The sequence below is a fragment of the Neobittarella massiliensis (ex Bilen et al. 2018) genome (assembly GCF_014269355.1).
Classification (GTDB): domain Bacteria; phylum Bacillota; class Clostridia; order Oscillospirales; family Ruminococcaceae; genus Neobittarella; species Neobittarella massiliensis.
In genome coordinates, this window is the sequence record NZ_JACOGI010000002.1 from 24,048 (window position 1) to 37,015 (window position 12,968).

The window sequence follows — 12,968 nt, forward strand, 5'->3', positions numbered from 1 at the left end:
CGCCACCGTTCGACAGCACCCGTTTTGATAAGCAGGCCATTTTGTGGTAAAATAGCTGCAAAGTACATGTCGGCAGTAGCTGCCGATCTTTAGAGAGGAGGGGCGCTATGGAGGACCGAACAGACGCGGGCTATCTGCGCCCCAGCATCGTCTGCGTGTGTATCTACTACATCCGCACCATCTGCGTCTCCTTTGTCTACATGCTGCTGGTCTGGCTCTTTTTGCGCGCCCACACCACCCTGTGGCAGATCGCCGCCGGGCTGTGGGCGGTAGTATTTTTACTGCTGTGGCTCATCTACTACCCGGTCAAGTACTTTAAGCACCGCTACAAGCTGCAAGACGGGGTGCTGTATGTCACCAGCGGCGTGGTGTACACCCACTATAATGCACTGCCCTGCGGGCTGATACAGATGGTCTCGGTCTCGCGCACACCGCTGCAGCTGCTGTTCGGAGTGGCCGACCTCACCGTCTTTGCCGCCGGGTCGCGGGTGTCGGTACACTCTATCCCCCACAGCAGAGCGGTGCTGCTGGCCTCGCTGCTGGCCCCGCCGCCCAAGGAGGAGAGCCGTGATTAGGCGCACTCATCCGGTCACCATTTTTGCCAACATCGGCCGCTTCCTGTTTTTGCTGCTGGTGCCGCTGGTGCGCAGTTTGTTTTATATCCGCTCTGGCTTTTTTGCCTGGCTGGAGGGCGCCTGGGTCGACATCATCGTCCTGCTGTTTATTTTAGCCCTGGCGGTGTTGCGCTGGTGGTGCATCTACTATTATTTTACCCCGTCGGCCATCCACATCCACGATGGGTTTCTGCTGGTGCGCACCCGCTCCATCCCCTACCAGAAACTCAGCTCCATCTACCTCGAAGATCCGTTTTGGTACCGCCCCTTCGGTGCGGTCACGCTGCGTTTAGACACCGATGCCGGCTCGGTCAAGTCCCACGACGCCATCCTGGTGCTCAAAAAGTCGGCGGCAGTGGAGCTCTTGCAGATGGGCGGCATCCGCCAGAGCCTTGAGTCGCTCACCCACCAGCAGATCTTTATGTCCCGCAACCTGTATGTGGTCATCCTCTCCCTCATCACCACCAACTACTTTGCCGGGGTCACCTTTCTCTCGGTCTTCATCACCAAGGTCGGCGATATCCTGGGGGAGGAGATCGCCGGCCGGGTATACGGCACGCTGGCCCATGTGGCCCAGCTGGTGGCGCTGGGCATTCCGCCGGTGGCTGTGTTTTTGGCGGTTTTGCTGCTGCTGGGCTGGGCCATCAGCTTTGCGCGCAACCTCATCCGCTACTACAACTTCTGTATCACCCGTGCGCCGCACCGCCTATTTATAACAGGTGGTATTTTTGTGCAGCGTGAATACTCTGTGTTATTCAATAAGATCCACTTTCTCGATATCCAGCAGACGCTCTTTACCAAAATACTGGGTATCTACTCGGCCTATATCAAGTGTTCAGGCTACGGTAAATCCGACGATATCCGTCCGGTGATCATCCCTGCCGCCGGCAAAAAAGCCTACCGCCAGTATCTGCAAAAACTGGTGCCCGAGTTCCTGCTCTCCGAGCGCACCATCGGTCCCAACCTGTTTTCCATCTTCAAATTCATCATCGACCCGCTGGGCTTTCTGCTGGCCGACCCGCTGCTGTGGTGGGTGCTCTGCAAACTGCTCCCCAGCTGGGAGTCGCTCATCACCGTGGTGGCCCTGCTTCTGCTGGTGCCCATCCTCTGGTTTTTGTGTCTGCGGGTGGCCGACTTTTTACAGTCGGGCATCGGCGTGCAAAAGGACTGCTATACCCTGCGCTACTCCAAGGGTTTTACGCTCCACACCGTGGTGGTGCACCGGGACAAGATCGCCCGGGTGCGCTGCCGCCAGAGCATCATCCAAATGGGCGACGACGCCTGTGACGTGTTCATCTACACCTACGGTGAGGGCCTTACCCGGCACCACCTGAAAAACCTGCCCCGGCAGGAGGTCTGCCGCCTGTTTGGCCTGGATCCCCGCAAGCGCCACCGCTTTTCGCTCAAATCGCTGGTGCGGGAGCTCTGATGTCGTTCTGCCTGCTAACCGGCAGCCGGTACCGCACCCTCATTTAGGTCCCCGCCGCCTAGGGCAAATAACGGCGGCAACCTAAACCTGACCTACGCACGCTCTCTCCTATCCATGTGTGCTCTGTTCCTTTTGGGCTATTCTCGCCTCTCCGTTTCGGTATCTACCTACTCTATCTTCTCCTTTCCCTACCGTCCGACGAGCAGCGGCCAAACGGCTTTTAGCTCTTCGACAAGGCAAAACTCAGTCACTGAATAAATACATTTTGTAATATTTTATTAAAATATTACTATTATAACTAAATATTGACCTTTTTCTCCCCTTCTCCGCTATCTCTCACCAACAAAAAAGCGCCCCACCGCACGCATGTGCAGGGGCGCTCATTTTTTGTCTCAACACCAACAGATCAGCTCTGGGCTGTATGGGGCAGCCGTACAAATATAGAGTATACAGTAGACCCGCACTGCCAAAAACGGCGGTAAGTCCTGATCCAAAGCTCGCCGCCGGACAGCCCAACCAGTCACCGGCCTGCCGGTCTTGGCTGAGCGGCCGTCGGGCCAGCCATCTGCTGGTGCAGCCGTGCAAAGGTGTTTTTTGACAGCAGGGCAATAACCGCCGACACTACTGCCGCTCCCAACAGTACCGCCCAGGAGGAATGCGCCGCCGCGCCGAACAACACACCATAGATAGCCTGCCCTACAGGCTGGGCGCACATCGATATGGCGATCATCACCGCCATGATCTTGCCCACCAGCGCCGGCGGGATCTGCTGCTGCACCACCGTCAGCATCTGCACCGAAAACAGGGTGGATACCGCCATCGCCACAAAGCTCATGCCGGTGATCACCGCGTAAGTGGCCATTACCGGCAGGTCCATCAGCAGGGCCAGCCCGATCACGCCCACCGACAGCGCGCAGATGATCAGCAGCCGGTGTGCGGTGCGCATGGTCAGCTTCTTGGCTACGACCGCCATCAGCAGTCCGCCGGCCAGCCCTCCCAGCGCCATAATGCCCTGGGCGTAGCCCAGCATGCTGTCGCTGAGCTGTAATACCTGCACGATGAGGATGGGCATGCCCACCACCATCATGGCGCTAAGCACCAGATTAAATGCTGCCACGATGGCCACTACTGAAAAAAAGATCGGCCGCTTTTCCCGCACAAAACGAAAGCTCTCCACCAGATCATCCCGCACCACCGCCAAAACACCCACTGTACGGGGCCGCTTTTGATGGGGGATGTGAATAAAGATCTCCATAATGGCCGACACCGCAAAACATCCGGCGCTCACCATCAATATGGGGGTAATGCCCCAGGTGCCAAACAGCAGCCCGCCGATCACCGGCCCCAGCAGGCCCGAGAGCGTACTCACCTGGTTGATGATGGCGTTGGCCACCATCAGCTTATCACTCGCCACCAAAATGGGGATGCTGGCCTGTACCGCCGGCTGATAGGTACCCGATATCCCGTAGAGCATCATCAAAAACAAGATCATGATGGGCACGGTGGGCAGTTCGCCCAGACCCAGGTAAAACAGCAGTACCAGCGCGGCGGTGGTAAAGTCCAGCGCCACCATGATATTGCGCTTGTTTATCCGGTCAGCCAGCACGCCGCCCATCAGCGAGAGCACGATCATGGGCAAAAACGAGCAGGCCGTCACCACGCCGAACAATTCCGACGAGCCGGTCTGCCGCAGTAGGTAGAGCGGCAGCGCAAAGCGCAGGATGGCGTTGCCAAAAAGAGAGATGATCTGTCCGATGACCACCAAAATAAAGTCGCGTCCAAACGGGGCCGACCGGGCCCGGGGCGGGGTATTGTTGCGGGGTGCTGTATCCATTGTAATCCTCCTACAGATCCATTGTGACGATTTAAAAGACCGACCGTCGGTTTGTATATCCGGTAAAAGATGCGCCCGCTCCGGGGCGCTTTTTTCTATTCTGCCGGCTGCTGGCTCGGGGGCAACTTATCCCGCAGGCTGCAGTAGCCCACATACCGCTCGACCAGCTCGTCGTCCATCAAGTCGATGCCGATGCCCTGCATCATGCTGCAAAAGGTCTGGCAGCGGCGGCGGGTGCCCGCCTCGTCGGTCTCGTGGACCAGTGGGTTGAGCCATAGATTGGTGAGCACCATAATGGCCTCAGCCAGCTCCTTGGGGTTCTCTACCGGGATCGACCCCTCCTCCATCCCCTGCTGCAAAATAGGCTGCACAAAGTCAGGCGCCACGATGGTGTAGAGCTCATTCACCTGGGCGGCTAAAAAGCGCGGGTTCTTCAGCAGACTGGGGCTGGTGGAGATAAAAAAGTCCTGGTTGGGGTTTGCCAGAGCAGTGCGAAACATGGCTTTCATCTTTTGCGGGGCGGACATATGGGGGTCGCGCACCACCTGTGCCAGCGCCTGTACATTTTCGCGCGACAGCTGGTCGCAGATGGTCTCGAAGATCTGCATCTTCGAGGAAAAGTGGTGATAGATGGCCCCTTTCGACAGCCCGGTCTTATCCATAATATCCTGCATCGAGGTACCGTCGTACCCCTTTTGCGCAAAGAGATGCATTGCCGCCTCCAGGATGGCGTGTACCGTCTCCTCGGGATATTTGTTCCTGCTCATGGTGATCCCCCTCATACCGACTAACGGTCTGTATAGACTATACCACCTGCAGCCCCCACCGTCAACCGCTTTTTTTAAAGGGCTGTCAGGTATCTCCGTCACATATTCCACACTGTTTCCACAAGTTGTGGAAAACATTCACTTTCTATTTATTATACCACTATATCTGGTATTAAAAAAAGAGAGGTCCGACCCTCTCTTTTCACCTGCTGTCCACTTCTCTGCTGCCCGGCAGCTCCACCTCTAAAAACACCACTTCCGGCGGGCAGGCCAACCGCAGCGGCACCTTGGTGGTGCCGATACCGCTGGTCACATACAGCAGGCGCGGTCGGCTCCCCTGCTGTAAGGTGTATAGTCCCCGGTCGTATTTTTTGCCGCCGGTGGGCAAAAACGCCTTGGTGAAAAACGGCAACCGCACCTGTCCCCCATGGGTGTGCCCGCTCAAGATCAGGTCCTGCCGGCCATCCTGTATGCTGGCCACCGCGTCGGCAGCGTGCGAGATCACGATCTGGTAGCTGTCGTCTCCCAATCTCTGTAGTAGCTGGTGGTCCGGTCTGCCCAGCAGGTAATCGTCCATACCGGTCAGGCACACCTGGTCGGTCAGCTGGTAGCTGTCGTTTACCAGCAACACAAACCCGCCCTGCGCCATCACATCTTCATATGTGTACTGGGCACCCCCGCCGTAGTCATGGTTGCCAAATACCGCAAATTTGCCCAGCGGCGCCTCGATCTCGGCCAGTCCGGCGGCAATGGCTGCCGTGTCTACCGGGTCACTGGCCAAGCTGTCGATCAGGTCGCCGGTAAAGATCACCACATCCGGTTTTTCACGATCGATCTTTTCTGCAATGCGCCTCATGCGGCTGACCGGGTAGACACTGCTAAAATGGGTATCGCCAAACAGGGCGATCTTCAGCACCGTCTTTTCCTCCCCGCCGCTCTTTTCCCCCAGTTTGTCCAGTGGGGGCAGCGTCTGCTGCACATGGCGCAGCATAGCCGGCTCTATAAATCGCGCCCAACCAAGCACTGCACATGCGCTCAGCACTGCCAGCAGGGTCGCCAGCAGCCACCTGTTTTTAAGCATCTTCATCTATCGCCACCCCACACTGTTTTCATATCTCACCGGCAGCTGTCTCGCTCTCACTCTTTGCCTTGATGTACCTCATACGTTTTTGACCCACTTCTACCTGTATCTCACCATCTATTCGGGTGCTGCCGCCATCATATAGATCTGCTGTATCACCGCCGCCACTGCACCGGCTATATACCAAAATATGCCATGCGCCCAGCAGCTGTCCGGCAGCGGCCATGCAGCGGTCTTGTAGTGGCCCAATGCCTCCCAAAACGCCTTTTCTGGTACCGCCCCTTTTTGCCACCGGCCACGAAACCAGACCACAGCAGAACACAACAGAACGCGGCAGAACAAGGCAGAACAAGGCATCCCAGATAGCACCCAGATTAGCTCCCGTCAGGCCGGCAGCGCCGTCTTTACTTCCAGGAATCAGGAGCTGGGCCGCACATTCTCTCCTCAAAGCCCATCATGTCGGGGCCGTTTCATTACCCATACAAAACACACACGGCACTTACCAGCTCGCCCATCTGTCATTTGCCCCACACCCATATTGCCGCCGCAATGTCCATGCTCTGCACCCGTACCCCGTCCAGGGCCGGTATCACCTATAACCCGGCCCTATCTACTGCCAAGTTGCATATATACCGTAAGACCGCACCTGGCGCGCTCCCGAAAATGAGCACCACGCCGCTTCTATCCTGCCGGCTGCCTTCGTGCAGACCGTACTTTTCACCACCCAAATGCACATAAGAAAAAAAGCCTCGTCCCTCCCCCAGGGACAAAGCTTTTTTATGGTGACCCGAGGGGGAATTGAACCCCCGTTACCGCCGTGAAAGGGCGGTGTCTTGACCTCTTGACCATCGGGCCAAAGTTGGTAGCGGTAATTGGATTCGAACCAATGACACTGCGGGTATGAACCGCATGCTCTAGCCAACTGAGCTATACCGCCATAAGAAGTTCCCAAAATATCGGGACGTGGTCACCGACATCCCGTCATGGGAACAAGCATTATTATATTGTATTTTACGGGGTTTGTCAACACTTTTTTCCAAATCCGGCGGCGGCACCGGCAGTGCTGGCTACCCTGATAGTGTTGCCTTTTTTACGGCAACCATACCTTTTGTACACACCACAAATTTTCCAATATCTGTAAAATCAGCTGTCTATTATCCCCGTATCCTACAATTAAATCCAACAAGATCTGCTAGTCATTTTTCTACCGCTGTTTTCCACCTCACCGTCACTCAATGTGCAAAACTCTGGTCTGTTTTAAGCCATATGTTCTCTTTTCCACACAGTTTTACACATCGGTGGAAAACTCGATCAAAAAACAGGAGCACCTGCCGCAGCAAATGCTCCTGTTTCTATTTTATCGGTCTGGATCAATCGCCTACCGAGTAGTTGGGCGCCTCTTTGGTGATATACACATCGTGGGGATGGCTCTCTTTCAGCCCCGCACCCGAGATCTTGATGAACTGGGCGTATTTGCGCAGGTCATCCACTGTGGCTGCACCGCAGTAGCCCATGCCGGAGCGCAGACCGCCCATCATCTGGTACACGGTGTCGTTGAGCGGCCCCTTGTAGGGAACACGGCCCTCTATACCCTCGGGGACCAGTTTCTTGTTGTTCTCCTGGAAGTAGCGGTCGCTGCTGCCCTGAGAGCCCGACATGGCTCCCACGCTGCCCATACCGCGGTAGGTCTTAAAGCGGCGGCCCTGGTAGATCTCCTCCTCTGAGGGAGATTCGTCACAACCGGCCAGCAGCGAGCCGATCATCACACTGTTGGCACCGGCAGCCAGCGCTTTTACGATGTCGCCGGAGTACTTGATACCGCCGTCGGCGATCACCGGAATGCCTTTGCGCGAAGCGACTTCCGCCACATCGAAGATAGCCGTCAGCTGGGGCACGCCGATACCGGCTACCACGCGGGTGGTGCAGATAGAACCCGGGCCGATACCCACCTTCACCGCGTCGGCGCCGGCCTCGATCAGGTCGCGGGCCGCGTCGGCGGTGGCGATGTTGCCGGCAATGACCGGGATGTCGGGGAAGGCGTTCTTCACCTTGTACACGCAGTCCATAATGTTTTTCGAGTGGCCGTGCGCCGAGTCCATGCAGAACACGTCGGCCTCTACCTCGGCCAGCGCGCGGGCGCGCTCCAGCACGTTTTTGGTGACGCCGATGGCGGCGCCGCACAGCAGGCGGGATTTCTTGTCGCGGGCGGTATTGGGGTACATAACGGCCTTCTCGATATCCTTTACGGTGATCAGGCCTTTCAAGTTGCCCTCGTCGTCGACCAGGGGCAGCTTTTCGATCTTATTTTTCCACAGGATGTTCTTGGCGGTCTCCAGGGTGGTGCCTACCGGGGCCACCACCAGGTTCTCATGGGTCATGACCTCTTTGATGGGTACATTGTAGTTGGTCAAAAACTTCAGGTCGCGGTTGGTGATGATGCCCACCAGTTTTTTGCCCTCACAGATAGGCACGCCCGAGATCTTGTACTTGGCCATCAGCGCGTCCGCCTCCGACACCAGGTTCTCCGGAGCCAGGAAAAAGGGATTGACGATAACGCCGTTCTCACTGCGCTTTACCTTGTCCACTTCTTCGGCCTGGCGCTCGATGGTCATGTTCTTGTGGATAAAGCCGATACCGCCCTCTCTGGCGATCGCAATAGCCATCGCCGACTCGGTAACGGTGTCCATAGCCGCAGTCACCAGCGGGATGTTCAGCCGAATATCGCCCACCAGCACCGTGGAGGTATCCACATCGCTGGGCAGCACCTCGCTCTTGGCGGGGATCAGCAGCACATCGTCAAAGGTGAGGCCCTCTTTTGCGAACTTGTAATTGTAATCCAAAAAACCCATTTTCGCCCTCCTGCACTTCTCACGCGTTTGTGTAAATTGAATATATTCTAACACCTTTATTGGTGCGGCGCAACCTGTTTTTCCCCATTCCCGGCGCTTTGTGCAATCCCTCTAAAAACAGCTGCTGCCGCGGCTCTAAAACCGCCCGAAAAGGTAGCTTCAGCGGGAGTATTGGCGGGTCCCGCCGTCCCTTCTGCGGTCCTTTTTTTCCACTCAGTCTTTCTGCCGCCACCGCGGTACCTTCTCTCCCCTGCCGCACACCTTAGTCTCTGTTCTTATTGTGCCGCATAGTGTCTTGTCGGGCCACACAGCAGATCGCCGATCCGTATAAAAACCAGCAAATGAGAAAAAGCGGCGACCTATAAGGCCCATGCATAAAACACGATTTTAAGGGGGCAAACACAGCTGTATATACGGCGGTCTCTATTGCCAAAAAAGGGCTGGGCATAGCGCCCAGTCCTCTTTTTTCTCTCTTCTCTATTTCGATTCGTCTACATACGTCGGGGCAAACTTGCTCGACTTGAGTTTCTTTACCTGGCGGTAGTAGTTATAGGTCATGGGCACGGCCTCTTTGTCCACCACTTCCCCGTCCTCTACCGAGCAGATAAACACCGTGTGAGTGTCCAGATCCACCGTCTTTTCCACCTTACAGCTAAAGTAGCTCACGCAGTCGTCGAGGATGACCGGGTTGCCCAAACAGTCGGTCTTGGTGTGCAGCGCGGCAAACTTATCCACCTCGCGGCCGGTGCGGTAACCCAACAGGCCCAAGTTGGCCGTCTCGGCCTCGGTGCCCACCACCGTCACCGCCACTGAGCCCTTGTTCAAAATGGTGTCGTGGGTCTGGTTCTGTTTCGATACGCTCACTGCCACCCGAATGGGCTCAGCCGTCAGCTGAAACACGGTATTTACCAGGCAGGCACTCTTTTGGCCCTGGTGCTCGGCGCTGATGTAGTAGATGCCGTAGCTGATGTTAAAAAGCGAAGTGATATCCATAACATTTCCTCCTATTAAAAAGGCCACTGCCTTTATAAGATACAAATTCTATTACCGGTGCAGGGTCACCCGGGCGGTAAAGCAGTCGGTCTGTCCCACTCGGCCCACGATATCGCTGCTGTTGGCGCCGGTGGCCGTAAACAGCTCTATCACCTGCCCCAGTTTGGCCTCGTGGTGGTATACGATCTCCAGATCTGCCAGCGGCCGCTCATCAAGGCGCTCCCACAACAGGTCCTCAATTAGATCTCCATACACAGCGTTGTTCAAATGCCCGTTCGAGTCCAGCTGCGAATAGTGTACCCGCCGCCGGTCGGTCAGCTCCAGCGGCTGCTCAACGCGGATGCGCCGCGGGCTGGTAATGGGAAAATCGTGGGGCTCCTGCGGCAGCAGATATGGACTGTCTTTGGGCTTTACCACCCCGCGGCTGGCCGCGTCCACCAAAAACCAATTGCAGCTGCACTGCACCAGGGGCCGCTCGTCAGCATCCAGTATCTCGGTGTTGCGCACCAAAAATACGCCTTTGGGGCCCGAAAAATAGGTCCGCAACACCACCGGCTGTCCCATCTTAGGCAGCTGTGCCACCCGCAGGTGCATGCTGGCAATAAAAAAGTGTACTTTCCAGGCCAGCTTATCGTGCAGATCGTTGACCAGCGAAAAGTGGTTGGTGGCCGCCTCTTGCAAGTTGCGCAGCACATAGCCCAGTTTCATACGGCATCGGGTATCACACTGGTGCTCGGGCACTGTCAGCTCCATGGTATACATCGCGTCGTCACCTCGTCTCGGCCGTCCGCCGGTCAGCTCATACTTTCTCGTTAAAAATGCCGGCCAGCTGGATCAGATCATCTTTCGAGAAGTACTCGATCTCCAGCTTGCCCTTCTTGCCGTCGGTGGTCACCTTTACCCGGCGCCCCAGCGTCTCGGTCAAGCTCAGCTCCACCTCTTTAAAAATGGGCGCTACCAGCTTTTCGGTCCTGGGCTTCTGCCCCGCCTCCAGCTGTTTACAATAGCGCTCGGTCTGGCGCACCGTCAGCTCATATTGCACCACATATTCGGCAGCCCGGCAGAGCGTGTCGGCATCTTTTACCATCAGCAGCGCCTTAGCGTGGCCGGTGCTCAGCTTGCCGGCGGCCAGCAGGTCGATCACCGGCTGGGGCAGCGACAGCAGGCGCAGTGCATTGGCCACCGCCGAGCGCGATTTCGATACCTTTTGGGCCACCTGCTCCTGGGTCATATGGTACTGTTGCACCAACTGTTGGTAACCCAGGCTCTCCTCCACCGGGTTTAGGTCCTCCCGCTGCAGATTTTCTACCAGTGCCGCCTGGTATACCTGCTCGTCGGTCATCTCCCGCACTACAGCCGGTATTTGGCCCAGCCCGGCAAGGCGGGCCGCGCGCCAGCGCCGCTCACCGGCCACGATCTGGTAGCCGCCGCCAGCCAGCGGCCGCACCAAAATAGGCTGCAGCACCCCGTGCTCGGCGATCGAGGCCGCCAGCTCATCCAGCGCCTGCTGGTCAAAAGCCCGCCGCGGCTGGCCCTGGTGCGGCTCTATCTCGGCCACCGGCAGTGCCGTCACAGCGCTGTCACTATCTACAGCATTGTCTACAAACAGAGCGTCTAAGCCTTTGCCCAGTCCTCTTTTTTTGCCGGCCATTTACACCACCGCCTTCTCGCTGTTTTTCTCCAGCAGTTCTTCTGCCAGTTCCAAATATGTTCGTGCACCTTTCGAGCTGCGGTCGTAATACAGCACTGGTTGGCCAAAGCTGGGGGCCTCCGACAGCCGCACATTGCGGGGAATAGCCACGCTGTACACCTTGCCGCCAAAGTACTTCTTTACTTCCTCCACCACCTGCATGGTCAGGTTCAGGCGGCTGTCATACATGGTCAGCAGCACACCCTCCACGTCCAGATGCGGGTTATACAACCGCTTTACCTGCCGCACCGTGCTCATCAGCTGCGACAGTCCTTCCAGCGCGTAGTACTCACACTGAATGGGCACCAGTATCGTATCCGCCGCCGTCAGCCCATTCAGCGTTACCAGCCCCAGCGAAGGGGGGCAGTCAATGAGGATATAGTCATACTGCTCCCGCTGGCCCACAATAGCCTTTTTAAGCCGAGAGGGCCGGTCGGCAAACTCCACCAACTCGATCTCCGCCCCTGCCAGATCGATGCTGGCCGGCAACAAGTCTACATTTTTAAAAGGTGTGTGCACCAGTACCTCGCCAAATGGGGCGTCGGCCACCATCAGCTCATAACTGGTCTTTTTTACGTTGCGCTTGTTTACACCCAGCCCGCTGGTGGCGTTTCCCTGGGGGTCGATATCGATGAGCAGCGTCTTTTTGCCCAATTCACCCAGTGAAGCCGCCAGATTGACCGCCGAAGTAGTCTTTCCCACGCCGCCTTTCTGGTTCGCTATGGCGATGATCTTACCCAATCTTACCTCTCCCCCGCTTCTGTAGTTTGTATTGCCATTATAGCACAGGGCTGCGTCAAAAAAAAGGCGCTCACTAGTAAACTTATTGTTTCCATATGCTGGCTATATCATTGTTGCCAGTGTTCCACGTGAAACATTTCCCCCCTCCCCCGTCTATTTGTTCCACGTGGAACATTCAAATATTAAAAAAAGCGAGAGCGATGATCGCTCACCGCTCCCACTTTTAGTACTCTTTTGGCGGCAACTGCATATACAGTGTACACCCGTAAAACAATTTGCGCCGTATCCAGCGCCTGTCACTTTCGTCCATCCAAATACGGCCGCTCTCTACCAGTATCTTCAGTTCACCGGCCGAAAACTCCATCTTTTTTCTCAGCACTGTTCCCACTCGCACCGGCAACGCATAGCGGCTGTGTAACTGCAGCTGTATTTTTCCCATCTGGGGAGTGGGCAGCAACCCCTGTATTCGGTAATCCACCGTGTCCAACACCACTCCATTTTTCTGCAACACGCTATTGTCAGTGGCATATTGCCAGGCCAGCTGCTCATCATTTTGCAAAAAGCGGGCCAGCTCTGATGGCGGTATGTTGTCCGGCCGCACCCGGCTGTACACATCCATATTATAGGTGGTGTGGCAGCAGGCACAGCGGTAGATCAGCCAAATATCTAAACTCTTGCGTTGGGCATTTACCCGAAAGTTGCCGCTGCACACAAAGCGGCTGGGGCCGCCGCATTTTTGGCAGTGTCGTCGTACCGCCGGCAGCGAGAGGTACTGTACCTCCCAATCGATATGTTCCATAGCTCTTCCCTTCTCCAAACTTTGTTTAAGAGAAGATCGCAAAATGGCGGCAGATAAAAAGCAGTAATATACAAGATCTTATTTCCTCCAATTTCTATTTTGTTCTTTAGCATATAGCATACCACAGTCAGGGGTCCTGCTGACCCGCACAGTTTTTTCGCAAAAAAACAT

At 56.2% G+C, this 12,968-nt stretch carries 11 protein-coding genes and 2 tRNA genes; 2 read left to right on the forward strand and 11 right to left on the reverse strand.

What is annotated here, in order from left to right; translation table 11 throughout:
- Positions 1–107 precede the first annotated feature (107 nt).
- Both H8K20_RS09245 and H8K20_RS09250 read left to right on the forward strand, forming a co-directional pair.
- Positions 108–575, forward strand: coding sequence for a PH domain-containing protein (locus H8K20_RS09245; protein ID WP_186488247.1), 468 nt, complete (start codon positions 108–110; stop codon positions 573–575).
- Complete coding sequence (locus H8K20_RS09250; protein WP_186488248.1) at positions 568–2,043, forward strand: PH domain-containing protein; 1,476 nt, start codon at positions 568–570, stop codon at positions 2,041–2,043. The genes H8K20_RS09245 and H8K20_RS09250 overlap by 8 nt, the downstream gene beginning before the upstream one ends.
- Before the next feature lie 520 nt (positions 2,044–2,563).
- Here H8K20_RS09250 and H8K20_RS09255 read toward each other — a convergent pair.
- From H8K20_RS09255 to H8K20_RS09305, 11 genes are all read right to left on the reverse strand, one after another.
- Positions 2,564–3,877, reverse strand: coding sequence for an MFS transporter (locus H8K20_RS09255; RefSeq protein WP_186488249.1), 1,314 nt, complete (start codon positions 3,875–3,877; stop codon positions 2,564–2,566).
- Positions 3,878–3,972: 95 nt separating this feature from the next.
- Positions 3,973–4,644, reverse strand: a complete 672-nt coding sequence (locus H8K20_RS09260; RefSeq protein ID WP_186488250.1) for a TetR/AcrR family transcriptional regulator — start codon at positions 4,642–4,644, stop codon at positions 3,973–3,975.
- Positions 4,645–4,846: 202 nt separating this feature from the next.
- Positions 4,847–5,731 carry a metallophosphoesterase gene (locus tag H8K20_RS09265; protein WP_186488251.1) on the reverse strand — a complete coding sequence of 295 codons (885 nt, stop codon included), beginning with the start codon at positions 5,729–5,731 and terminating at the stop codon, positions 4,847–4,849.
- A 774-nt stretch (positions 5,732–6,505) separates the two neighbouring features.
- Positions 6,506–6,580 (reverse strand) — tRNA-Glu (locus H8K20_RS09270).
- 5 nt (positions 6,581–6,585) lie between these two features.
- A tRNA-Met gene (locus tag H8K20_RS09275) sits at positions 6,586–6,662 on the reverse strand.
- Between the two features lie 433 nt (positions 6,663–7,095).
- Entirely contained in the window at positions 7,096–8,574 is a 1,479-nt protein-coding gene (gene guaB, locus H8K20_RS09280; protein ID WP_105205936.1) for an IMP dehydrogenase, read from the reverse strand.
- A gap of 477 nt (positions 8,575–9,051) precedes the next feature.
- Positions 9,052–9,567 (reverse strand): flavin reductase family protein, encoded by a 516-nt coding sequence (locus H8K20_RS09285; RefSeq protein WP_186488252.1) that lies wholly within the window; start codon positions 9,565–9,567, stop codon positions 9,052–9,054.
- Between the two features lie 51 nt (positions 9,568–9,618).
- The gene (locus H8K20_RS09290; RefSeq protein WP_186488253.1) at positions 9,619–10,329 is read right to left on the reverse strand and encodes an acyl-[acyl-carrier-protein] thioesterase; all 711 of its coding nucleotides are present in this window, start codon (positions 10,327–10,329) and stop codon (positions 9,619–9,621) included.
- Positions 10,330–10,366: 37 nt separating this feature from the next.
- On the reverse strand, positions 10,367–11,218 hold the full coding sequence (locus H8K20_RS09295) for a ParB/RepB/Spo0J family partition protein (protein WP_186488254.1): 852 nt from the start codon (positions 11,216–11,218) through the stop codon (positions 10,367–10,369).
- Positions 11,219–11,998: a ParA family protein gene (locus tag H8K20_RS09300; protein WP_186488255.1), complete on the reverse strand. Its 780-nt coding sequence runs from the start codon at positions 11,996–11,998 to the stop codon at positions 11,219–11,221.
- A gap of 223 nt (positions 11,999–12,221) precedes the next feature.
- On the reverse strand, positions 12,222–12,797 hold the full coding sequence (locus H8K20_RS09305) for a DUF1062 domain-containing protein (RefSeq protein ID WP_186488256.1): 576 nt from the start codon (positions 12,795–12,797) through the stop codon (positions 12,222–12,224).
- Positions 12,798–12,968: the final 171 nt, after the last annotated feature.